Here is a 21757-nt window from a genome sequence, read left to right as displayed (position 1 = left end):
TTTGAGGGGGAGCTCCCGTTTTTTCACAAGGCACTCGGACCAGAGTGAACATGTCCTGGAGCGGACCAAACCGCTAGTCCGAAGCTCCGGATGGCCGGGCCCGGCGTCCCCAGCAGCGACGGGCCCGGCAACACACCCTCGGCTTGGCGGCCGTACTCTGGCGGGAAGGCAGGTAGGCGGACAGCCTTCTCGACCTACGGTTCCCTCAGGAGCCCCAGGATGGCCCGTCAGTAAGCACGCCCAGAAGGCCTGACGGGGCGTTCAATACATCAGACGCTGGTACAGTCTGTGGTCCTGCCAAACCCCCGCAATCCTCAGGTAGGCGGGCGCAAGGCCTATTTGCTCGAAGCCTGCGCGGTTCAGCACTTTCTGCGACGCGGCATTTTGTACAAGCGTCGCCGCCTGCAGACGGTGGAGGCCCAAATCCCGCCCCGCCGTTTCGACCGCGAAGGCAACAGCGGCGGAGGCGAGTCGCTTGCCAGTAAATGCACTGTCGACCCAGTATCCGATGTGGGCGCTGAGAAACGGCCCGCGGACAATGCCGGTCAGTGTGAGACACCCGACAATGCGGTCACCGACCTGGAGGACCCATGGAAGCTCCGAACCTGCGGCGTGCATGTCCATCTTGGCGGAGATAACTTCGCTCTGACCGTCCGGCGTGAAGAAATGCTCGGACCGCTCCGGTTCCCACGGGGCAAGGTGTTCCCTGTTCCGCTGGTAGGCAGCGGACATGAGTTCAGCATCTGCCTGGCGCAGCAATCTGACCTGCACATCCCCGATCAAGTTTTTGTCCCCGCCATCACCGGGCTACTTTAGCCGAGAAGTCGTCGCAACGGTTCCTGGCCGCCAGGGTGCTCGGCGGGTTGCGCCCGCCGAGCGTCGCCGCGTGGTCTGTGGCGTCCATGGTGGCGCACCGATGTGCGGCCTCAACGGAGGCATCACCGCCTTCGTAGGTGTTTTTCCAGAAGAAGCGGTTGGAAGTGGTCATCAGCCCGGGTCCAGCGGCTTTGTTTATCCTGTGCCGATATGATTTCCCTCACCACTAGCGATTTCTAAAGGGGAAATATGGACGGTACCGTGCAGCCGGACCCCATGACTCGGCGCGGCTGGATTTGGCTGATTGCCGCGGGATTCTCCGTATCGATCACCGGAATCATCGTCGGTTTGCAGAAAGCCGGCCCGCTTTGCGGCAGTGCGCTGATGCCGCAAAGCCGCGCCGCTGAAATCTTCGACGCCCTTCGGAGCCGCTCCCGTGCCGCGGCAGAGTGCTATCGGAGTGTCGACTCTGCTGCGGTTCCGACCTGGACCCTTCTAGTGCTGGGCATCGCCCTGGTCCTTGCCGGAGTCATCATCCGGGTGCTCAGCATCAACCGATACGCGGCCGGCGCCGCATCCCCGTCAGTGGTGTCGCAGATCGAGGAACTTGTACGCCTGCAGCGGCAGGGTCTGATCTCCGACGAGGAGCTCAGCACCAGGCGGGCCGAATTACTCAACCGCCTGTAAGGCCGTCGACGCCGGAGAGGGGGGCTTGAGCAGAAGGTGCCAACGGCCAGCCGTCGGTTGGCCGCGTGCCCAACGGTTCGAAGCATCCGGAACCTCGTTGTTAGGCTGCCTGCCAGCTGACCGGGAGCTCCTTGAGCCCGTAAATGATCGTGCTTTCCACCCGCTCGGGGCGCGTTCCGGCGGCCAGGATCAGTCCGGGCAGACGGGACAGAATGGCCGCAAGTGCGATCCTCGCTTCAAGTCTGGCCAGAGGGGCACCGAGACAGAAGTGAATGCCGTGGCCGAAGGCAAGATGCCGGACAGGACCGCGGTCGATATCGAACTGGTCAGGTCGCTGGAAGTGCCGCTCGTCGCGGTTCGCCGATCCGATCCACGCCACCAGCGGGGCTCCGGCGGGGATCTGGAGACCGCCCAGGATAGTTTCTGTAGCCGCCACCCGGTACATGGACTGGACGGGAGAACGGTAGCGCAGCACTTCTTCTACCGCCTGCGGCAACAGCGACGGTTCCGCTTGGAGCCGTTCGATTGTGCCGGGCACTTCCGTGAAACAAAGCACCGCGTTGCCGATCAGGTTGGTGGTCGTTTCATTGCCGGCGACGAGCAGCAGACTGCAGAAGCCCAGCAGCTCGGCGACACTCAGTTTTTCGCCTTCAATCTCGGCTGTCAGCAGGTTGCTGATCAAATCACTTCCAGGGCGGCGTCTACGCTCTTCGATCATGGCCAGGAAGTATTCAGTCATGTCCTTGTTGGTGGTGCGGTGGCCGGCGCTCTCCGCTCCCTCCCGCGTTTGGCTGACGATGACATCGGACCACTTCTTGAAGCGATCACGGTCCTCGGCGGGTATGCCCATGAGCTCCGCGATCACGATCACCGGCAGCGGGTACGCCAACTCCTCGATAAGGTCGGCCGTACCGGTGGCAGCGATCCCGTCCAGCAGTTCCTCCGTGAGCGTTGAGATACGGGGCGCAAGCCCGTCCACTGCCTTCGGCGTGAACGCCTGAGTCACCAGGGAGCGCAATTGCCGGTGCCGGGGTGGGTCGGTGGTGACCAGACTCGCTGCGAACAACTGGCCCGTCTCCGACGGATCGCCCCCGCCCATCGTTGAGGAGAACGTGGCATGTTCGGAAAGCACACGCTGCACGTCGTCATACCGGAAGACGTGCCAACTCCCGGATGACTCGTCGTGGAGGACAGGTGCGCTTTCCCTCATCCTCTTGTAATGAGGGAAGGGGTCCATTCGATGCTCATTATCGGGTCTGAAGTCCATGGCTGGCCTCCCTGCTCAGCCCGCGGTCTTCCGGGCGCAGACGAAGTGTCGGGGCGCGCGTTGCACGTCTCACCGGTAGACGCGGACCCAATCGACCTGCATCTGGGTTGGTTTGGTGGCCGTTCCGTTCGGGAACCAGTCGAGCTGGAGGGTCTGGTGCATCCCGACGGTCGGCAGATGGGCTGGATTCGTATCGGTGAACCACAGGATTCCATCGATGTATCCGGTGATCCCCGTTGAGGTCCACTGGACGGCGTAGTTGTGCCATTGGGTGACGTCGATCGTCCGTGCCCCCCGGGTCTGATAGCTGTATGGTCCGGCGCAGGCGTAGTGCAGGGCAAATTTGACCGTGGTGGTATCGGTGAGCGCCTCGGCGTAGTCAACTTCAGCGCAGTTCGGGGAAGTGTTGCCGTTCGGCCACAGGAGCACGACAGGGTGGTATTTCAGGTCTCGCACGCTGGTCTTCATTCGTGTTTCCCAACGGCCGTACTTTTGTTGGGCGAAAATCGCCGACATCCCGCCCGTCGTGCCGGAAGCGTTACCGCTGACCGTCGCAACTCCATTGGCCACGTTCCACGCCTTTGGGCTACGGATCCCTTTGCCGGCGTGACCCAGCCCGTCGTACAGTTTCCATTTTTGCGGGTTGGGCGCCCCGACGTAGGAAAACTCGTCGCCTGCCACCACCCGGCCCCATCCCCGCAGGACTGCAGCCTGGACTCCGTCCGTGGCCGCCGTTGCTACGAATCCCGGGTCCGATGCCGGTACCGACAAGCGCCCATTCAGATTCACTGCCGCCAGACTCAACGTGGCGGCAGCAATAACCGCTGCTGCCAGCTTTCGCTTCAAACGCATGGCTCTCCTCAGCTCTGCATTATCCACAGCGCCCCAGCAACACGCATGCGGGTCATTCCGCTGGACTCAGGCTACGGGACAGACCTTGGGAAAGTCTTGGAGTCCGGGTCCCCACTTGCGCTTAGCCACTCAAAAAGGTCGCGGCGGGAAGTCGCCGGGCCGGGCACGGGGACGGCCTGATTGGCTTCCAGCCCAATTGTGCATTACGCTATTCAGGTTGCTTCCGGGAGACACAAAAGACCGGCAGGAACAAGGTTTGGGGCTGTGGCGCAGCTGGTAGCGCACCTGCATGGCATGCAGGGGGTCAGGGGTTCGAGTCCCCTCAGCTCCACCAAGAAACCGCTGGAATTTAGGGCTGCGGCCCGGTTCTGGCGGTTTTTCTTTGCCGAAACTCGACACAACTCTGACACGTGGGCACCTTTTGACCACTTTTCACGGAACCTTCATGCTCCTTCTGACGCCTGAGCAAATCCACGCCAGGTCACAGAAACGTCGCAACAGGGTAAATTTTGTCCCACGAACCGCCCTTCCGCCAGGTCGCAGCTTTAGGATGAGCTCGTTTCACTCACTCGAAAACATGGGGGTACAACTTGAGTTATCCGCAATACCCGCAGCAGCAGCAAGCGCAACCCTGGCAGGGCGAACCGCCACTCTGGGCTCCGTACTACGGCGCGCCTTTCCCGGCAGCAGTCCGCCGGTTCTTCAAGAAGTACGCCACGTTCTCAGGGAGGGCCAGCCGCAGCGAATACTGGTGGTGGACCCTGGTATCCGTTGGCGTAAGCATCATCGTGAACATCATCATAGGAGCGGGAGCTTCCGCCACGCCGGCAAGTTCTAGCCTCGGCAGCACCCCGGCTCCCGGACCTGGTGCCATCGTCGGCTACATTCTGCTCGTCATTTGGGCGCTGGCCACCATCGTTCCGTCCCTGGCGCTCACCGTACGGCGTCTGCACGACGTGAACATGAGCGGCTGGCTGGTGCTCCTCGGGCTGGTGCCGTTCCTGGGTGCACTGGCCTTGCTGGTGTTCATGATTCTGCCCTCCAACCCGGCAGGACAGCGCTTCGACCAGCCCGGCGGCGTCTAGTCAGGGCCTGGCCGCAAGGACCTCTGTTCGGAGAGCGCGAAAGGGGCTGCACCGAGGTGCGGCCCCTTTTGTGTGCCCAGGGCGGTAGTGGCCCGAAATCCGCCAACAGAGTTCGTTTGCGCCACTTCCGGGATCAGCCCATGCTGCCGGGCGAGCGGAGGAGTCAGGGGAGTGCCCGGCGGGCCGTCCCGCCGGTGAGGAGGTCCTCAACCCTGGCCGGCACGAGGTCGTTCAGGAACTGCAGCCGGTCATCGGGGGACCTGGTCGCCGCGGCAGCCTGCCCGACGGCCTCCATTGCAGATCGCGCGGTGGCCCTGGCATCATCCGCTTCCAGGCCCCAGGCCGCTCCTTCCCGGACGAGGTGTTCCAGTGTGAGGTGATTCAGCCCGATCTGCCCGCCGAGCGCGTGGCCGGCATTGGAGCTTGGCGGGTAGAGCAGCAGCGTGGGCGCCACGTCGTACAGGGGAGCGAGCAGCACTTCGCCGCCGTCCCGGATCAGGACCGAGTAGTTTTTCGAGTGGGCATCGCCGTTGCCGATGACTAGGTTGAAGGTGACGGCCCGGAGCAGGTCACGACGGAAAACGTCAGGGTCCCGGGTGTGCGGTGACGCGGCAGCAACGACTCTGGTGAGCCGGGACGGCGGGACCGTGGTTCCCTCGTACTTGGCCGTGCTCGCCAGGGCGAGGGCCTGGGTGAAGTCTTCCTGGTGCAGCCTGCCCCCGTCCGGGGTGCGGTCAAAGCGCGTCACGACGATGGCGTCCCGTTCCCCGAACGTTTCCAGGTGCGCCTGGGCTGCCGGCAGCCCTGCTGCCGCAGCGACCCGGAGGGCCCAGTCTTCGGAGGTGAGGAGCTGGGGGATCGGCGAATCGAGTGGCTCGGGCTTGATGATGTGCGTGGACACCGCGCCCCGCCCGGGCCAGGCCCACCCGCCGTCGTGCCTGCTCAGGAGGACTTTTGACTGGACGCCGCCCAGGGAGGCCGTGATGGCGAAGTCGGCGGGCAGATCCCAGGTTGGCAGCGACTCCACGACATGGCGCACCTCCTCGTCCGTCATGGCTACCGCCTGCGAGGGCCCGTCCGGCCCGATTCCTGGCGGCAGCGCCTGGACCGCGCCGGCGCAGTCGGCCCCGAGGACGGACAGCAGGCCGATGGCATCCGGTGTGGTTATCAGGTTCTCGGCAGCCAGGTGCGAGCGAACTTGGCCTTCGGGCAGCAGTCCGTCGAAGTAGTTAAAGACCGCGGGGCCGTCCAGTTTCTTCCGCGACACCGGGAGCGCCAGGGAGAGCAGGACGGACGACGCACCATATTCGGCGACGATGTCCGTGTCGTACTGGAAGGCCAGCCTCAGGGGCGTGCCGGAGAGGACCCCGATGTGGCGTCCGTGCAGGAAGACCTCAAGGCTGCGGCGGGTCACGGCCTGACCTGCAGCTTAGAGAACCGGGGGATCAGCGCCACATCCCGGCCGAGGGCACGGATTGCGTCCATCGCGACGATCATGGACACCGCTTCGCCATGTTCGAGGCGGTGGATGGTGCGGCGGGTGGTGCGGATCCGGTCGGCCAGTTCCTGCTGTGTCAGGGATGCTTCCTTGCGGGCATCGCTGATGGCCAGTCCGAGGGAGACGGCATCCACTGCGCGATAGAACGGGGTCAAGTCCGGCGAATGTGACATATTTTGATCATATCGGGATTTTCCGCGTTTGGGATATATCTGTCACATCCGAGCTTACTTCGCAGATGTGATATATATGTCCCATTGTTAGTGGGGTGCGGCTCCGACCCGACCCAGCCTGACCTGCGATCTCCTGGGGCGAGGGGCACTGGAATCTTGTGATGGGGACGTCAAGGTCCAGGCCAACGGGCAACGCGGTTCCGGGTGTCCCGGGCACCGGTGCGCCCAAAGTAATCGCCCCGCCTTAGCAGGTGCTGGAACCTGCCAGCGCGCGTCGGAAGCATCATTCCAGGATCTTCTGTTTGACGATCGCCAGGTAGTCTCCGGCGGCTTCCTCGAAGCCGAAATCCAGCCAGTACGCTTTGAGGGCCGTCGTCGCCGCTTCATATTCAGGAGATTTTTCGTCTGGAAAAGCTCCGCTGATCGCCGGAGCTGCATGAAGCACTACCAGGTCAGCGGACCTGCCGATCGTCTCGATAATTGCGTGCAAAGCCGAGTAGCCGATCCTGTCGCCCCGGTATTCAGGAAGGATTTCCAGGGACGAGATGACCATCAGGTCACCGCCGTACTGGAGATACTCGGCCACCAGGTCCGGGCGGTCACTCGTCAGCATCTCTGCGACCAGCTCCATTTCCCGGTCCGTTCCGTCGGCTGCCACGGCGAGGTTGAGCATCCCTGCCTTTGGCACAAGGTAGACGGCCGCGCTTCCGACTTGGACGTCGTCTTCGTTGTGCCCGCCGCTAATGGTGATCTGCCACCGCATCGGAAGGTCAGTTGGATCGTGCTCGGGGCCGGGGGCGCCGCGATACCGGAGCCTGTACTCGAAGGTCAGCAATTCCGGATCGATCGCGGTCATGACGCCATCCTTGAGTTAACTCCAACGATGCTTACAGGGGAAGTTTATGCCCGGAGCGGCCCAGGAATCTCGACTTCGTTCGATTGCAGCGACAGCCGCTGCCCCTGACGCGCGGATTAGGATAGGCAACGTGAACGAGACGCTTCCTCCTTGCCCGGATTGCTCAAGCGAATATACGTATGAGATGGGTGCTCTCCTGGTCTGCCCTGAATGCGGCCACGAATGGTCAGCGGCGCCGGCTGAAGCGGACGGGCCGGGGGAGCGGGTCATCAGGGACGCCGTGGGAAACGTGCTGGCCGACGGCGACACCGTTACCGTGGTCAAGGACCTCAAGATCAAGGGCAGCTCCACCGTCATCAAGGTTGGCACCAAGGTGCGCGGCATCCGCCTCCTGGACGGCGTGGGTGACCACGACATTGACTGCAAAGTCGACGGTGTGGGTCCCATGCAGCTGAAGTCCGGCGTGGTGAAAAAGGTTTAGGGACCGACAGCAGTACGAGCCACGGAAACGTCAGCGAGCCCTACCGGCGCCCGTCGTGTGCCGTTCCCAGCTTCCGCCCCCATGTCCTCGTGATAGGGGAAATGCCGGTGAAATGGTGTATGTTGCATTCCCGTCAGATACGAACGTCAGAGAAGAGAACGAACCAAGTGGCAACCGATTACGACGAAGTACGATCCGACGTCAAAGAATCTCAGGACAGGTCCCTCGAGGCGCTTCAGTCCGCGAACGCCCCGGACGCCCGCAGCGTCGTCCGGGAGCTGGACGAGGCTGACGCCTTGGACGGCGCCGTCACCCCGGGCGGAGAGTTCGTCGCCGAGGAACTGGTCGTCCAGGTCGTACCCCAGGCGGAGGACGAATTCACCTGCTACTCCTGTTTCCTGGTCCGGCACCGGTCCCAAATCGCACGTGAAAAGGACGGTCACGCATACTGCACTGACTGTGAAGGCTAAGGCGGAACTACGCGCCGGGCTGCTCCCGGATCCGGAATGATGCACGGTGCGGCCGCGGCAACAGATCCGCGGCCGCATCACGAAGCTGATTGCGAAGAGAATGTGAACATTGTCTTGAACGGGGTGCCATTGAACATCTCAAGGTATGCGGTTGCGCTGAGCTTCCAGAAGCGTTCGTGCCGCCAAAACGGACGCTCATAAATCGAGCAGCAGAGGGGATGCAGCTTCCGAAAGCCCAGCGAAGCGCGCTCGATGGGCACGAAATACCCCACCGTGAACACGACCATGCCAACCACTACGGCGGAGACATCAAGCGCGTCGCTGCAACAACACGCCAGGTCAGTCCTGAGTCGAAACAGCCCCCAACCGACTCTCTTTCCGACGAGTCAAGCTTAATTCGTTGCCGCAAGCAATCAGGTGGGGTAGCGGCTTCTGGAGGTCCCGATGCTGCATTCCGAAGAAGGGTTCATTCCCGTCCGTCAGCGACGGTGCGGGTTTTGGGCGGGCGGCCCGCACCGGATTCGCGGTAAGTTTGCTCAGTAGCCCGCCCCCTCGAGGGGGCGCGGCATATTCGGCATCGGCAGGCAGTAAAGAACAGGCGGCGGCAACAGGTGACGGAAAACAGCCTTGGGCACCTACTGGGCAGGCTGCGGAGGTACCCGGACGTTGAGGCCGCGAACCTGCAGGCATGGGACGCCACCGACACGCTGCTGCTGGAAACAGCCGCCGACTTCCTGACGCCCGAGAGCAGCGTTGCGGTCATCGGCGACCGCTACGGGGCTCTCGCGCTGGGGCTGCTCGCTGGCCGCGCGTCACCGCCTGCGCGGGTTCGGGTGCACCAGGATCTCATCACGGGGGAGCGTGCACTCCGCAACAATGCTGCTGCACTCGGCGTCGACGCCGGGTTTGTGCAGCTGCCCCTGGGGGCAGCGCTGCTGGACGGCGCGGACATCGTGCTGCTGCAGCTTCCCAAGACGCTCGCCGAGCTCGAGGAAATTTCCGACGCCGTGGCACGGTACTCGTCCGCCGGAACCGTGCTGCTTGCCGGCGGCCGGGTTAAGCACATGTCCCTTGGCATGAACGCGGTGCTGGGGCGGTATTTTGAAATCGTCCAGCCCCAGCTGGCGCGGCAGAAGTCACGGCTCCTCGTGGCATCGGGCGCAATACCCGGGCAGCCGGCGTCGCCGTACCCGGTGATGGAGCACAACGCCGAGCTCGATCTCACCGTCTGCGCGCACGGTGCAGTATTCGCCGGCACCAGGCTGGATATCGGAACGCGCTTCCTGCTGGAGTTCCTTCCGGCGATCCCTGCGGCCGGCAGCGCAGTGGATCTGGGCTGCGGCACCGGGATCCTGGCGGCCATGTATGCGCGCGCCCATCCGGGGTCGGCGGTGACGGCCACGGACCAGTCAGCGGCGGCAGTTGCGTCCGCAGCGGCCACCGCAGTGGCGAATGGCCTGGACAGGCAGATCACTGTTCTTCAGGACGACGCGATGAGCTCTGTTCCGGCCGGCAGCGCCGACCTCATCCTGCTAAATCCCCCCTTCCACCTTGGCGCGAGCGTCCACGCCGGTGCGGGGATCAAGATGTTCGAGGCCGCGGCCCGGGTGCTGGCTCCCGGGGGTGAGCTGTGGACGGTCTTCAACAGTCATCTGCCATACTTGCCGGCTCTCGAAAGGCTCGTTGGACCGACCCGCATCAAAGGCAGGAACCCGAAATTCACGGTGGCTGCCAGCACCAAACTGCACGGCAGCTAAGCGCCGCAGCCGGCACGGGCTGCCCTCCGCCTTGGTCCGCGTGTGGGGACATACCCGTATACCGGTAGGTAACGTACGATTCAGACATCGATAGTGACGCACCGACGATGCTTAGGGGATTCATTGACCGAGATCCGCCAGCCCACACCGCGGCGCGGAACCAACCTTCCCCGCATGGGTGACTTCAACCTGACAGTCATCCTGGACGCGATCCGGCGATCCTCAGGAGGCCTCAGCCGCGTTGAGCTGGCGCAGATCGTAGGCCTGTCGCCGCAGACAATCTCGAACATTTCCCGCCGGCTGCTGGACCAGAACCTCATTGTCGAGGCAGGGAAAGAGGGGAGCGGGCCAGGAAAGCCACGGACCATCCTGCGACTTAATCCGTCGGGTATGTATGCAGTGGGTGTGCACCTGGATCCCGCCGTCGCAACCTCCGTGCTGCTGGACCTCACAGGTGCAGTGGTTCAGCATTCGCAGATCAAGACTCCGGACGACGGCAATCCGGATGCCGTCATCTCCGCCATCGCCGCAGAGATCGAACAACTCGTGGACGCTTCCGGCGTGGACCGGGACAAAATTGCAGGCCTCGGGGTGGCTACTCCGGGTCCGATCAACCATGACCACGGCACCGTGGTGGAACCGCCGTTGCTGAACGGCTGGGACAGCGTTCCGCTCCGGGACGCGCTGGCCGAAGCCACGGGGATGTCGGTGCTCATGGACAAGGATGTGACCAGCGCCGCCGTCGCGGAAACCTGGGCTGGCGGCCCCAGCGGCACGGGCAGTTTCATCTTCATGTACATGGGCACGGGAATCGGCTGCGGCATTGTCCTCAACGACGAGGTGGTCCGCGGTACGTCGGGTAACGCCGGAGAGATCGGCCACATCATCGTTGATCCGGACGGGCCGCCCTGCGACTGCGGCCTTCGTGGCTGCGTAAAGTCCTCTTGCATTCCCCAGGTCCTCGTGGCGGAAGCCCAGGCCGCCGGCATTCTGGACGACTCAAGTCCGTTGACGAGCGGGCCTGCGGTTCAAGACGGTTTTGCATTGCTCTGCGAGGCTGCCGAGGCGGGAAACGGCGCGGCCGCTGCGATCATCGACAAGTCAGCGGTGCTCGTGGCACGGGCAGCGGCGGTGGTGGCCAACACGCTCGACGTCGACCGCGTGGTGTTCGGCGGACCGTTCTGGGCTCCGCTATCACGGCGCTATTTGGACCAGGTTCCCGAACTGATCAATCAGAACAGCGACGCGGGGAACATCCATGGCATTGAAGTGGTGGGCACGGGTGTGGGGGAGGACGTCGGGGCCGTGGGCGCTGCGTGCCTCGTCCTGGAGCACACGCTGGCTCCGCGGGCGCAGCGGCTGCTGCTGGAGGGCTGAGGTTTCGGACCCGGCGACTAGTGCCGGGTGGCAACCCTAATCGATGTCCTCGACAATCGTTCCGTACGGAATGGTGTCGTCAAGGTGCGCCTGGTGCCCCTTCGGAATGAACAGCACACGCACGCCATGGAGCTTGTCGGCGGCGGACTGCATGAGGACCGGGCGGACCATGTCAACGAAGCTTTGGTCCTTGCCGACAAGATATTCCTGATAGCTGGCTGGTAGCTGGATCATGGCAAAAGAATAGACCCGTTCCCCCTGCATGGGGAGGGTAACGGCTACTTCTGCAGCGCCGGAAGCGGGACTGACGACGCCGGGACCAACGTCGTCGGCGAACCGTCCGGCCTGATACGCCCCAGTTGAGCGCGGCCAGGCCATCTGGCGCCGGCGGGCGCGTTGAGCGAAGAATATTCTGTGCAGGGCACAACCGGAGGCGTAAGACTGCGTCTTAATTCGATGCCGACTTGAACCGGCCCCCACCCGGCTTCTAAAGTTCTATACAAGTTACCGAGGTAACGTGTCAGCGATCCTCCGCTGTGGTTCTGCCGCCTGTCGGCAGCCAAGGAGGGTGTGGGTGCCCCCATGTGGGCCTGACATTTGCTCACGGACTGCTTTTATTCAGGCGTAACAGTCGCGGCTGCGCCCTGCCGAAGTACGTTCCGTGTTCCCCAAACTCAATTCATTGACCGCACACTGCACGGGCACCGCCACGGCAGTGCTGCTTTCAATGGCCCATAGCCAAGGACGCAAATGGCACCACCCAGCCTTATTGAGACCCATCCAAATCTTTCCGACACGGCCCCTGTGGCGCTGTCGTATGAGCTCTTCCCTCCCCGGTCGCCCGCGGCTGCGGAAACCTTGTGGACGACCATCCGCGAGCTGGAGACGACGGACCCCGACTACGTGTCCGTCACCTATGGTGCCAGCGGCTCCAACCGGGACACCGCCGTCGAACTCATCAACCGCCTGGTCCTGGAGACCACCCTCCGCCCGCTGGCACACCTGACCTGCGTCGGAAACACGCCGTCGGAACTTGCCGAAATCATCGGCGAGCTGCTTGACGCCGGGGTGCGCGGCATCCTTGCCCTGCGCGGCGACCAGCCCAAGGACAGCGGTGAACCCGTCAGCGGCTCCCTCCGCTACGCCCAGGACCTGATCGAACTGATCCGGCGGGTTGAGCAGCGGCGGTCGGCGCTGCTGTGCGCCGGCAAGGTGGCAGTCGGCGTGGCCGCCTATCCCACCCGGCACCCGGAATCCCCGAGCGAGGCACACGACGTCGAGGTGCTGCTGGCCAAGCAGCGCTCGGGCGCGGACTTCGCCATCACCCAGGTCTTCTTCCACACTGAGCAGTACGCGGACCTCATCACGAGGGCGCGCCGCGCAGGAGTCACGATCCCCATCATCCCCGGTGTCATGCCGCTCACGAGCCTGCGTCGGCTGAAGCGGCTGGGCGAGCTGACCGGCGTCGAACCGGCTCCGGAGCTCATCGAGCGGCTGGCGGCGGCGGATTCCGACGCCGAACGCCTGCGCATCGGTGTGGGCGCCACGGTGGACCTGGCCAACGCCGCACTGGATGCCGGGGCCCCCGGCCTGCACCTGTACACGTTCAATGAACACCAGAGCGCGCTGGAGGTGCTGGACAAGCTCTCGCTCGTCCGTCCGGCACGCTCCGCCAGCCGCCTCAACGCGATCGCCCGCCGCCAGCTCGCCAGCTGACCACGGCCAGCCGACCACTCCCCAAGACTTGCAAGCCTTCCCAACCATTCAAGGAAATTCACATGACTGAGAAGAACACCCCGTTCCCGTCCGCCTCAATCCTCGGCTACCCCCGCATCGGCCGGCGCCGCGAACTCAAGAAGGCCGTCGAAGCCTACTGGGCCGGCAAGATCGACGCCGCCGCGCTTGACGCCGCCGCCAAGGAAATCCAGCTGGGCACTGCCAAGCGCCTGCAGGGCCTGGGCCTGACTGAAGCCGCGGCCGTTCCCGGCACGTTCTCCTTCTACGACCAGGTGCTCGACGCCGCCGCTCACCTGGGCGCCGTGCCGGCCCGTTTCGGCAACCTCCTCAACGCTGAGGGACAGCTGGACATCGACGGCTACTTCACCCTGGCCCGCGGCAACAAGGACGAGCAGCCGCTGGAAATGACCAAGTGGTTCGACACCAACTACCACTACCTGGTGCCGGAAATCGGCCCGGAGACCAACTTCGCGCTGACCTCCAGCCGCATCGTTGAAGAGTTCGAATACGCCCTGGCCAACGGTGTGGAGACCCGTCCCTACATCGTGGGCCCGGTCACCTTCCTGCTGCTCAGCAAGGCTTCCGACGACGCCCCGGCCGGCTTTAGCCCGCTGTCGCGCCTCGAGGATGTACTCCCCATCTACACCGCGCTGCTCGAGAAGCTGGCCGCTGCCGGCGCCAGCTGGGTCCAGCTGGACGAGCCGGCCCTGGTTGTTGACCAGGAAACCTCCGCGCAGGAGATCCAGGCCGCCGTTGCCCGCTCTTACGAAGTCCTCTCCGCGGCCGGCCAGCGCCCGCAGCTGTTCGTCTCCACCCCGTACGGCGCCCTGAACGGCCAGCTCGGCACCCTCGCGGCCACCAACATCGACGCCCTGCACATCGACGTCTTCAAGGGCGCCGTCCCGTCCGCCGCAGCACTGGCGGCACTGGGCAGCAAGACCCTGGTTGCCGGCGTCGTGGACGGCCACAACATCTGGCGCAACGATCTTGCCGCCTCTGCCGACAAGATCGCCGAACTGAAGAAGTCCGTGGCCAAGCTGGCCATCAGCACGTCCACCTCCACCCAGCACGTCCCGCACGACGTCGGGGAAGAGGCACAGCTGTCCGAGCAGCTCCGCAGCTGGCTGGCCTTCGCTGACCAGAAGGCTGTCGAGGTTGTCGCCCTCGCAGGCCTGCTGACTGCCGCCGCGTCCGTGCAGCCGGCCATCGATGAAGCCACCCGCATCATTGCTTCCCGTGCCGCCGCCGAGGGCGTCCAGCGCGCCGACGTCCGGGCACGCACCGCAGCCCTGACCCCGGCCGACTTCAACCGCTCCGAGTACTCGGTCCGCGAAGCCGCCCAGGAAGAGGCACTGCACCTGCCGCCGCTGCCCACCACCACCATCGGCTCCTTCCCGCAGACCTCCGAGATCCGCTCCGCCCGTGCCCGCAACAACAAAGGCGACCTCACCAACGAGCAGTACGAGCAGCTCATGAAGGACGAGATCAAGCGCGTCGTCGACCTGCAGGAAGAGCTCGGCTACGACGTCCTGGTGCACGGCGAGCCCGAGCGCAATGACATGGTCCAGTACTTCGCCGAGAATCTGGAAGGCTTCGACGTCACGGTCCACGGCTGGGTCCAGTCCTACGGCTCACGCTGCACACGCCCGTCCATCCTCTGGGGCGACGTCACCCGCAGCGCCCCCATCACAGTGGCCTGGGCCGAGTACGCCCAGTCGCTGACCAGCAAGCCGATGAAGGGCATGCTCACCGGTCCGGTCACCATCTTGGCTTGGTCCTTCGTCCGCGACGACCAGCCGCTGGGCGAGACCGCCAACCAGGTTGGCCTGGCGCTGCGCGACGAAATCGCCGACCTCGAAGCCGCCGGCATCAAGGTCATCCAGGTGGACGAGCCCGCCCTGCGCGAACTCCTTCCCCTGCGCAAGGCCGACCAGGCCGCTTACCTGGACTGGTCTGTGAACTCGTTCCGCCTGGCCACCGCCGGTGCTGCCGATGCCACCCAGATCCATACCCACCTGTGCTACTCCGAGTTCGGCGCCATCATCGACGCCATCGACGGACTGGACGCGGACGTCACCTCCATCGAGGCCGCCCGTTCACGCATGGAGGTTGTCCACGACCTCGAGTCCCACGGCTTCGGCCGCGGCGTGGGCCCGGGCGTCTACGACATCCACTCGCCGCGCGTTCCGGGCGAGCAGGAAGTCACCGAGCTGCTCAGCACCGCCGTGAAGCACGTCCCGTCCCGCCAGCTCTGGGTCAACCCGGACTGCGGCCTGAAGACCCGCGGCTACGCCGAGACCGAAGAGTCCCTGGGCGGGGGTTCACCTTTTGGTGACCGCCCGCCGTCGGCGTTTAATCATCGATTGCTGAGCAAACGCCGTTCTGAGCCCTCAAAAGGGCCGTTATGGAGCAATCGATTCGCATTGGGGGTGGGTTCAGGACTCCCAGACGATTTCGTCGTCCACCACGCCGTCCTCATCCGCAGACGCCACGAGCAGTTCGTCAGTGAAGTGGGAACCCAGTGTGAAGTCGAGGACGAAGTAGCGCTCGGGCTGGCCCGGGTAGATTCCCACGTGGCCCAGCTTCAGAGCCTTCAGGAACACCGCATTGGTGAGCTGGCTTTTGTCTGAGACGCCGAAGACCTTCTGCAGGTGCTCATCCTTGATGGCATTGCAGTGGAAGCGGAGATACTCCTGGGGGCTCGTCCCCTCCTGCTCCAGCTCTTCCGCGATCATCTCCCGGACCTCATCCACGAGCTCGGGCAGGTAGCGCAAACGGTAGTCCACCTTGTGCATGGCCGCCTCATCGAAGTGGTCATGGGCGTTGATGTTGAGGTCCAGCTCAAGGCGTTGGCCAGCCAGCTCATGCTCCGCGGCGACGTTATGGTCCCGGCCGTGGTTGAGCTCGATCTCTCCGAAGTGCTGGCTCGCTACCTTGGTGGTCATATCTTCAACATAGACCCGAAAAGCGGTGCATTCCAGCATCGGGGATTATTTATCTGGAGACCCCAGGCTGCCAAGCGTGTCAGCCAGCAGGTCCACGAAGAGCTGCACCCGGGCGGTCTTCTTGTCGTTGATCAGCAGTGCGAAGACGTTGCGGGCCAGCCTGATCTCCGGGACGTCCAGCACCACCACGCCGGCCGGCCGGTGGCGCAGCGCAAGCTCAGGTACCAGCGCGGCACCCAGCCCGGCGGCCGCCATTTCAAGGCTGGCGTGGAAGTCGTCGCTGTAGGCCACCACGCGGGGATGCAGGTTGCAGCTGGCGAAGAGCCGTTCGATCACCGTGGCGTCGCTCGTGCCCGGGTGGTGCATGATCCAGGGCATGTCGGAGAGGTGGTCCGCCGCCACCTTGGCCTCAGTGCGGAAGCCCCATCCGGTGGGTAGGACCACCCGGAAGTTGTCGTCGCCGATCCACTGCCGGTTGATGGTGTGGGGCCACGCGAGCCCGGACTGGCCCACCTGGTACACGAGCGCCACGTCCACGTCGCCGCCTGTACGCAGGCCCTGGATGGTCTGGGCGGGTTCGGCCACGGAAACCCGGAGGTCGATGCCGAGGCCTTTCCACGCCGGATTCTTCAGGATCCGCGGGAGGACGTAGGTGGCAAGGCTGGGAAAGATTCCGAGCCGCAGCTCCTGGCTGGTGGTGTCGTGGGTCTTGGACGCGGCGGCCATCAGCGCCTCAATGTCGGTGAGGACCTTGGCCGCGTGGCGGGCCATCACCAGGGCGGCATCGGTGGGCACCACGCTCCGTGCCGAACGCTGGAACAGGTGCACTCCCGTGTCCCGTTCCAGGGCCGACATCTGCTGGGAAACGGCCGAGGCCGTATACCCGAGCCTGCTCGCCGCGGCCGCGAAGGATCCAAGCCTCGTGACCTCCAGCAAGGTCCTCAAATGTACGGGGTTAACCACCAGCTCACCTTACTCTCGGTGCCGTTTGCAGCGAAAAAAATTGCCCACCCATCCGTGTGCCTGATGGCTCCGAATAGCCCCTGAGTAGTCAATCAGCGGCAGCTGTTCAGCAAAGGAGCAAAGATTGTCACCCAGCCCAGCACGGAGTGGAGACGAGAGCCGGCGCATCGCCGTCGTCGGCAGCGGGGTGGCGGGCCTGACGGCCGCGCACATCCTCAGTCGGCGTGACCACGTCACCCTCTTCGAGGCGGAAGCCAGGCCCGGAGGCCACGCCCACACCCACGACGTCCCGCAGACTTCGGGGACGCTCGCTGTGGATACGGGCTTCATCGTGCACAACAACCGCACCTACCCCAACCTCATCCGGCTCTTCGGCGAACTGGGTGTCGAAACGCAGGATTCGGACATGACCATGAGCATCAGGTGCGACGGCTGCGGCCTCGAGTACGCCGGGGCCAAGGGAGCCGCTGGTGTCTTTGCCCGGCCAGCCAACCTGCTGCGTCCCCAGTACCTGCGGATGCTGGCCGAGATCCTTCGCTTCTGGCGAAAGGCGCGCGCACTGCTGTCCTCCGCCCCAGAAGACGGCGGCGAGGAAACGCTGGGCGCCTTTCTGGACCGGGAAAAGTTCAGCGATTACTTCACAGCCCACTTCATGGCGCCGGTGGTGAGCGCCGTGTGGTCCTGCGACCCGACGACCGCGCTCGCCTATCCGGCACGGTATCTCTTCACCTTCCTGGATCACCACGGCATGCTCGGCATCAAGGGTTCGCCGCAGTGGAAGACCGTGAAGGGAGGCTCGCGCAGTTACGTTGACCGCGTGGTCGCAGGTTTGCAGGAGGTCCGCCTCGGCAGCCCCGTGCTGGCGGTGCGTCGCACCGGATCCGGCGTGGAAATCACGACGGCGGCCGGCACCGAAGAGTTCGACGCCGCCATCATCGCCGCGCACCCGCGCGAGGCACTGGCCATGATGGCGGAGCCGACGCCGGACGAAGTCAGGGTCCTGGGCGACATGCCCTATTCTCTGAACCACATCAAGTTCCATCGTGATCCCGCCGTTCTGCCGCGCACGGAAGCGGCCCGCGCGTCCTGGAATTACCGGCTTCCTTCCTGCGGGGCCCGCCCGGACCACGTGCTGGTCAGCTATGACCTCACCCGCCTCCAGCGGCTCAGCCCGGACGACGGCGGCAGCTATATCGTGAGCCTTGGCGAATCCCACCTCATCAAACCGGAAGCCGTACTGCAGGACCTCGTCTATGAGCACCCCCAGTACACGCCGGAATCTGTGACCGCGCAGGGCCGCCTTGATGAACTCGGCGACTCCCGGCTCGCGTTCGCCGGCGCCTACCACGGCTGGGGCTTCCATGAGGACGGGGCAGCGTCCGGGGTTCGGGCGGCAGCGCTGCTGGGCCGGGACTGGGAAGCGCCCGCAGACCGGCACGAGATGCCGGAAGCCGGGCGGCCGGCGGAGCTTGTCCCATGACGGCGGCCATCTACCGCACCAGCATCCGCCACGTGCGGCGGGATCCGCTGGAGAACGCCTTCACCTACCGAAGCTACAGCTGGTTCGTGGACCTTGACGCGTTGCCCCTGCTGCCCTGGTGGCTGCGTCCGCTCGCCGGTTTCCATGCCAAGGACCACCTGGGGGACCCGGCGGCCAGCATCCGGGAGAACGTTGACCGCTTCCTCGCCGTCAACGGTGCGAAGCCCGACGGCGGCAAGGTCACCATGCTGGCCAACGCCAGGGTGCTGGGACAGGTCTTCAACCCCATCAGCCTCTTCTGGTGCCACGGCGCTGACGGCGCGCTGCACGCCGTGATCGCCGAGGTCCACAACACCTATGGCGAACAGCACTGCTACCTGCTGCATCCGGATGAGTCCGGACGTGCCAGGACCGACAAGGACTTCTACGTCTCCCCGTTCAACGAGGTGGACGGCAGCTACCTGATGAACCTGCCTGAACCTGACGGGAACCTCGCCGTCGCGGTGGTGCTGGAACGTGCCGGGCGCAAGCCGTTTACCGCCACCATGACCGGGGTCGGACAGGCCGCCACTCCGCGCAGCATCCTCGCCGCGGCGCTCGCCGTTCCGTTGGCACCTCTCCGCCTCGTGCTGCAGATCCATTGGCAGGGAATCAAACTCTGGGCCCGCGGATTGCCCATCATCAACCGCCCCCACCACCCATCACAGGAGGCAGTCTCATGACACTCACAGACCCGACCTACCAGGGAAACGCATCCGGTCCGTTCCGGATCCCGGCTGCTCCGGCGGCCATCGACGCCGAGGTGTGGCCCGGCGTCGCCCGTACTCCTGCAGGAGCGAAGGCGGTCCTTGCCGGCAAGGCGGCCGGCGCACTGTTCAGGGGTGCCGCCCGGCGGCTGCCGCTGCGCGTTGAGTACCCCGACGGGTCCGTGCTGGGGACCGGGGACGCCGGCTCGCCGGTGATGACCATGGTCAGGCCGGAGGATTTCGACGCCCGCATCGGCGACAACGGCCTGATCGGGCTGGGGGAGTCCTTCATGGCCGGGGACTGGGAGGCGTCTGACCTCGCCGGAGTCCTGGAGGTCTTTGCCTCCTCGCTGGACACGCTCATCCCGGTGCCGCTGCAGAAGCTTCGCAGCCTCTACCTGCCGCGGGCGCCCCGCCAGGAACGCAACACGGAGCAGAACACCCGGGGCAACATCTCGCGCCACTACGATCTCTCCAACGAGCTCTTCTCCAACTTCCTGGACACCACCATGAGCTACTCCTCGGGGCTGTTTACCGCCGGAGCCGGCCCGCTGCCGGAAGTCGGCTGGGATGCACTGGCCTCCGCCCAGCAGGCCAAGATCGACAGGCTGCTGGACAAGGCCGGGGTGGGCCAGACGACCCGGCTGCTGGAGATCGGCACGGGCTGGGGCGAGCTCGCCCTGCGTGCCGCTGCCCGCGGCGCCACCGTGTACACGGTGACGCTGTCCAGCGAGCAGCAGTCCCTGGCACAGCAGCGCATCGAGGAAGCCGGTTACTCAGGCCAGGTCACGGTGGCCCTGCAGGATTACCGCGCGGTGGAAGGCGAGTACGACGCCGTCGTCTCCGTCGAAATGATTGAAGCGGTGGGCTATGAGTACTGGCCGGTCTACTTCCAGACCATCGACCGGGTGCTGGCTCCCGGCGGCAAGGTGGCCATCCAGGCCATCACCATGCCGCACGGCCGCATGCTCGCCACGCGGAATGCCTACACCTGGGTGCACAAGTACATTTTCCCCGGCGGGTTCCTTCCTTCCGTGCGGGCGATCGAGAGCGTCACCGAGCAGCACACCACGCTGCGTGTCCGGGAACGCCGGGGGATGGGTGACCACTACGCGGCCACGCTGCGGCTGTGGGAGGAGCGGTTTCTGGTCCGCTCCCGCGAAGTGCGGGAGCTCGGGTTCGACGAAGTGTTCCAGCGGATGTGGCTGTTCTACCTGTGCTACTCGCGGGCCGGTTTCCAGTCCGGCTACCTGGACGTGCAGCAGATCGTCCTGGACCGCCGGGAGGCACAGCTCTAGATTTGCCGTTTCCTTAATCACAAGGAGGGGCCCGGAAGCATGCTTTCGGGCCTCTTCTGCGTGCCCCGGACCACAATTCCTGGCCTGCGCGGGCACGTTCGACACGCCGTCTTCCGCACGACACGCAGGCGTTTAAATGTGTCTAAGTACTCCACAGGGTGTGGATTACGTCCTCGAAAAAGCCGGAAATCCGGACATTTTGGCGACCCTTGCCTGTGGATTAAAAGTGCATTAAATGACATACTTGTAATACATCATCTAGGGGTTCCGCTGGCGGCCTTGCACTACATGTAGTATCGACATACAGATTGAGCGGGAGACCGGCGCAGCCAGTATCGGACAGGGATTTCAGTTCCAGGCCGATTCCAGTTCCAGGCCACAGTCCACCGCAACGATGAACAAAGACTTCAAGCAAGACAAGACGTCAAGAGTACAGAAGCAGTGACTTCGACAAAGGGGACAGGGACCATGACCGTTACGGTTTACACGAAGCCGGCCTGTGTTCAGTGCAACGCAACCTACCGCGCGCTGGATAAGAAAGGCATCACCTACCAGAGCGTGGACATCTCCCAGGACGCGGACGCCCTCGAGCGCCTGAAGTCATTGGGATACATGCAGGCTCCGGTTGTCGTGACGGATCAGGACCACTGGTCAGGCTTCCGCCCGGACAAGATCGAAGAGCTGGCGCTGAGCGCCGCCGCTTCGGTGGCCTAGGCTTCATCCGCCGTTTCCGGCAAAGAACTTTACGTAGATGAGGTGACCCCCATGGCAGCGCCGGCACTTGCCGATGCGCCGTTCGCAGCGGATGTTGCGAATACGACGCCCATGAACCGGACATCCAGTCACCTCATCTACTTCTCCTCGTCCTCCGAGAACACCAAGCGCTTCATCGACAAGCTGGGTACGGACGCGGCCAGGATTCCGCTGCATCAGAAGGACCAGCCGCTCACGGCTTCCGAGCCGTTTGTGCTGGTACTCCCGACGTACGGCGGAACCGGCGGCGAAGGCTCCGTACCCAAGCAAGTCATCAGGTTCCTGAACAACCCGCTGAACCGCAGCCTGCTCAGGGGCGTCATCGGGGCGGGAAACACGAATTTCGGGGACAACTACTGCATGGCGGGGGACATCATCGCTGCCAAGTGCCAGGTCCCGCACCTATATCGTTTCGAACTCATGGGGACGCCGGAAGACGTCGACCGTGTACAAAAAGGATTGGAAGAGTTTTGGACACGACTGTCGCAGACACAGAAGTAACCAGGTCCGAAGGAA

At 64.4% G+C, this 21757-nt stretch carries 22 protein-coding genes, 1 tRNA gene and 1 pseudogene; 14 read left to right on the top strand and 10 right to left on the bottom strand.

Annotated elements, in window-relative coordinates:
- Positions 1–261 precede the first annotated feature (261 nt).
- Positions 262–771, bottom strand: coding sequence for a GNAT family N-acetyltransferase (locus AC1DDG_RS07995; RefSeq protein WP_476875617.1), 510 nt, complete (start codon positions 769–771; stop codon positions 262–264).
- Positions 772–799: 28 nt separating this feature from the next.
- Entirely contained in the window at positions 800–988 is a 189-nt protein-coding gene (locus AC1DDG_RS07990; protein ID WP_476875616.1) for a hypothetical protein, read from the bottom strand.
- 77 nt (positions 989–1065) lie between these two features.
- Between AC1DDG_RS07990 and AC1DDG_RS07985 the strand changes: the two genes are divergently transcribed.
- The gene (locus tag AC1DDG_RS07985) at positions 1066–1503 is read left to right on the top strand and encodes an SHOCT domain-containing protein (RefSeq protein WP_476875615.1); all 438 of its coding nucleotides are present in this window, start codon (positions 1066–1068) and stop codon (positions 1501–1503) included.
- Positions 1504–1603: 100 nt separating this feature from the next.
- Here AC1DDG_RS07985 and AC1DDG_RS07980 read toward each other — a convergent pair whose 3' ends face one another.
- Positions 1604–2740, bottom strand: coding sequence for a cytochrome P450 (locus tag AC1DDG_RS07980; protein ID WP_476875614.1), 1137 nt, complete (start codon positions 2738–2740; stop codon positions 1604–1606).
- Between the two features lie 99 nt (positions 2741–2839).
- Positions 2840–3649, bottom strand: a complete 810-nt coding sequence (locus AC1DDG_RS07975) for a glycoside hydrolase family 16 protein (protein ID WP_476875613.1) — start codon at positions 3647–3649, stop codon at positions 2840–2842.
- 231 nt (positions 3650–3880) lie between these two features.
- Here AC1DDG_RS07975 and AC1DDG_RS07970 point away from each other — a divergent pair.
- A tRNA-Ala gene (locus tag AC1DDG_RS07970) sits at positions 3881–3956 on the top strand.
- A gap of 256 nt (positions 3957–4212) precedes the next feature.
- Positions 4213–4707, top strand: coding sequence for a DUF805 domain-containing protein (locus AC1DDG_RS07965; protein ID WP_476875612.1), 495 nt, complete (start codon positions 4213–4215; stop codon positions 4705–4707).
- Between the two features lie 163 nt (positions 4708–4870).
- Here the strand turns inward: AC1DDG_RS07965 and AC1DDG_RS07960 are convergent, their stop codons facing one another.
- The 3 genes from AC1DDG_RS07960 to AC1DDG_RS07950 all read right to left on the bottom strand — a co-directional run bounded on the left by AC1DDG_RS07960 (position 4871) and on the right by AC1DDG_RS07950 (position 7234).
- Positions 4871–6121, bottom strand: a complete 1251-nt coding sequence (locus tag AC1DDG_RS07960) for a type II toxin-antitoxin system HipA family toxin (RefSeq protein WP_476875611.1) — start codon at positions 6119–6121, stop codon at positions 4871–4873.
- Entirely contained in the window at positions 6118–6378 is a 261-nt protein-coding gene (locus tag AC1DDG_RS07955; RefSeq protein ID WP_476875610.1) for a helix-turn-helix transcriptional regulator, read from the bottom strand. The genes AC1DDG_RS07960 and AC1DDG_RS07955 overlap by 4 nt, the downstream gene beginning before the upstream one ends.
- A 283-nt stretch (positions 6379–6661) precedes the next feature.
- Positions 6662–7234, bottom strand: a complete 573-nt coding sequence (locus AC1DDG_RS07950) for a hypothetical protein (protein ID WP_476875609.1) — start codon at positions 7232–7234, stop codon at positions 6662–6664.
- A 130-nt stretch (positions 7235–7364) separates the two neighbouring features.
- Here AC1DDG_RS07950 and AC1DDG_RS07945 point away from each other — a divergent pair, with 130 nt between their 5' ends.
- The 4 genes from AC1DDG_RS07945 (at position 7365) to AC1DDG_RS07930 (ending at position 11319) form a co-directional block, all read left to right on the top strand.
- The gene (locus AC1DDG_RS07945) at positions 7365–7715 is read left to right on the top strand and encodes a zinc ribbon domain-containing protein YjdM (RefSeq protein ID WP_476875608.1); all 351 of its coding nucleotides are present in this window, start codon (positions 7365–7367) and stop codon (positions 7713–7715) included.
- Positions 7716–7882: 167 nt separating this feature from the next.
- On the top strand, positions 7883–8185 hold the full coding sequence (locus tag AC1DDG_RS07940) for a DUF4193 domain-containing protein (RefSeq protein ID WP_476875607.1): 303 nt from the start codon (positions 7883–7885) through the stop codon (positions 8183–8185).
- A gap of 611 nt (positions 8186–8796) precedes the next feature.
- The gene (locus AC1DDG_RS07935; protein WP_476875606.1) at positions 8797–9942 is read left to right on the top strand and encodes a class I SAM-dependent methyltransferase; all 1146 of its coding nucleotides are present in this window, start codon (positions 8797–8799) and stop codon (positions 9940–9942) included.
- Between the two features lie 123 nt (positions 9943–10065).
- Entirely contained in the window at positions 10066–11319 is a 1254-nt protein-coding gene (locus AC1DDG_RS07930) for an ROK family transcriptional regulator (protein ID WP_476875605.1), read from the top strand.
- Positions 11320–11355: 36 nt separating this feature from the next.
- On the opposite strand, the gene AC1DDG_RS07925 is transcribed toward AC1DDG_RS07930, so the two are convergent.
- Entirely contained in the window at positions 11356–11553 is a 198-nt protein-coding gene (locus AC1DDG_RS07925) for a hypothetical protein (protein WP_476875604.1), read from the bottom strand.
- A 516-nt stretch (positions 11554–12069) separates the two neighbouring features.
- Here AC1DDG_RS07925 and AC1DDG_RS07920 point away from each other — a divergent pair.
- Positions 12070–13035, top strand: a complete 966-nt coding sequence (locus AC1DDG_RS07920; RefSeq protein WP_476875603.1) for a methylenetetrahydrofolate reductase — start codon at positions 12070–12072, stop codon at positions 13033–13035.
- A gap of 62 nt (positions 13036–13097) precedes the next feature.
- Positions 13098–15368: pseudogene (gene metE / locus AC1DDG_RS07915) on the top strand (5-methyltetrahydropteroyltriglutamate--homocysteine S-methyltransferase); the annotation flags it as partial.
- Between the two features lie 123 nt (positions 15369–15491).
- Here the strand turns inward: metE and AC1DDG_RS07910 are convergent.
- Both AC1DDG_RS07910 and AC1DDG_RS07905 read right to left on the bottom strand, forming a co-directional pair.
- A complete protein-coding gene (locus AC1DDG_RS07910; RefSeq protein ID WP_230119617.1) occupies positions 15492–16001 on the bottom strand; it encodes a DUF2004 domain-containing protein in 510 nt (169 codons plus the stop codon).
- A gap of 45 nt (positions 16002–16046) precedes the next feature.
- Positions 16047–16964 (bottom strand): LysR family transcriptional regulator, encoded by a 918-nt coding sequence (locus AC1DDG_RS07905; RefSeq protein WP_476875602.1) that lies wholly within the window; start codon positions 16962–16964, stop codon positions 16047–16049.
- Between the two features lie 124 nt (positions 16965–17088).
- Between AC1DDG_RS07905 and AC1DDG_RS07900 the strand changes: the two genes are divergently transcribed.
- The 5 genes from AC1DDG_RS07900 (at position 17089) to nrdI (ending at position 21742) form a co-directional block, all read left to right on the top strand.
- Positions 17089–18444: an NAD(P)/FAD-dependent oxidoreductase gene (locus AC1DDG_RS07900; protein WP_476875601.1), complete on the top strand. Its 1356-nt coding sequence runs from the start codon at positions 17089–17091 to the stop codon at positions 18442–18444.
- Positions 18441–19166 (top strand): DUF1365 domain-containing protein, encoded by a 726-nt coding sequence (locus AC1DDG_RS07895; protein ID WP_476875600.1) that lies wholly within the window; start codon positions 18441–18443, stop codon positions 19164–19166. The genes AC1DDG_RS07900 and AC1DDG_RS07895 overlap by 4 nt, the downstream gene beginning before the upstream one ends.
- A complete protein-coding gene (locus tag AC1DDG_RS07890) occupies positions 19163–20488 on the top strand; it encodes a class I SAM-dependent methyltransferase (protein ID WP_476875599.1) in 1326 nt (441 codons plus the stop codon). Before AC1DDG_RS07895 ends, AC1DDG_RS07890 begins: the two co-directional genes overlap by 4 nt.
- A 468-nt stretch (positions 20489–20956) precedes the next feature.
- Complete coding sequence (nrdH, locus tag AC1DDG_RS07885) at positions 20957–21202, top strand: glutaredoxin-like protein NrdH (RefSeq protein ID WP_056625338.1); 246 nt, start codon at positions 20957–20959, stop codon at positions 21200–21202.
- A gap of 111 nt (positions 21203–21313) precedes the next feature.
- Positions 21314–21742, top strand: coding sequence for a class Ib ribonucleoside-diphosphate reductase assembly flavoprotein NrdI (nrdI, locus tag AC1DDG_RS07880; RefSeq protein WP_230119642.1), 429 nt, complete (start codon positions 21314–21316; stop codon positions 21740–21742).
- Positions 21743–21757 lie beyond the last annotated feature (15 nt).

This window comes from Arthrobacter sp. 10L430, from assembly GCF_056395245.1.
This window is presented reverse-complemented; position numbering and strand designations above follow the sequence as displayed.

What these genes read in the sequence shown, in the direction of transcription:
- AC1DDG_RS07920 (WP_476875603.1), top strand. Translation starts at nt 12,070, where the DNA reads ATGGCACCACCCAGCCTTATTGAGACCCATCCAAATCTTTCCGACACG.
- AC1DDG_RS07955 (WP_476875610.1), bottom strand. Translation starts at nt 6,378, where the DNA reads ATGTCACATTCGCCGGACTTGACCCCGTTCTATCGCGCAGTGGATGCC.
- AC1DDG_RS07990 (WP_476875616.1), bottom strand. Translation starts at nt 988, where the DNA reads ATGACCACTTCCAACCGCTTCTTCTGGAAAAACACCTACGAAGGCGGT.
- nrdH (WP_056625338.1), top strand. Translation starts at nt 20,957, where the DNA reads ATGACCGTTACGGTTTACACGAAGCCGGCCTGTGTTCAGTGCAACGCA.
- nrdI (WP_230119642.1), top strand. Translation starts at nt 21,314, where the DNA reads ATGAACCGGACATCCAGTCACCTCATCTACTTCTCCTCGTCCTCCGAG.
- AC1DDG_RS07895 (WP_476875600.1), top strand. Translation starts at nt 18,441, where the DNA reads ATGACGGCGGCCATCTACCGCACCAGCATCCGCCACGTGCGGCGGGAT.
- AC1DDG_RS07925 (WP_476875604.1), bottom strand. Translation starts at nt 11,553, where the DNA reads ATGATCCAGCTACCAGCCAGCTATCAGGAATATCTTGTCGGCAAGGAC.
- AC1DDG_RS07910 (WP_230119617.1), bottom strand. Translation starts at nt 16,001, where the DNA reads ATGACCACCAAGGTAGCGAGCCAGCACTTCGGAGAGATCGAGCTCAAC.
- AC1DDG_RS07890 (WP_476875599.1), top strand. Translation starts at nt 19,163, where the DNA reads ATGACACTCACAGACCCGACCTACCAGGGAAACGCATCCGGTCCGTTC.
- AC1DDG_RS07985 (WP_476875615.1), top strand. Translation starts at nt 1,066, where the DNA reads ATGGACGGTACCGTGCAGCCGGACCCCATGACTCGGCGCGGCTGGATT.
- AC1DDG_RS07950 (WP_476875609.1), bottom strand. Translation starts at nt 7,234, where the DNA reads ATGACCGCGATCGATCCGGAATTGCTGACCTTCGAGTACAGGCTCCGG.
- AC1DDG_RS07980 (WP_476875614.1), bottom strand. Translation starts at nt 2,740, where the DNA reads ATGGACCCCTTCCCTCATTACAAGAGGATGAGGGAAAGCGCACCTGTC.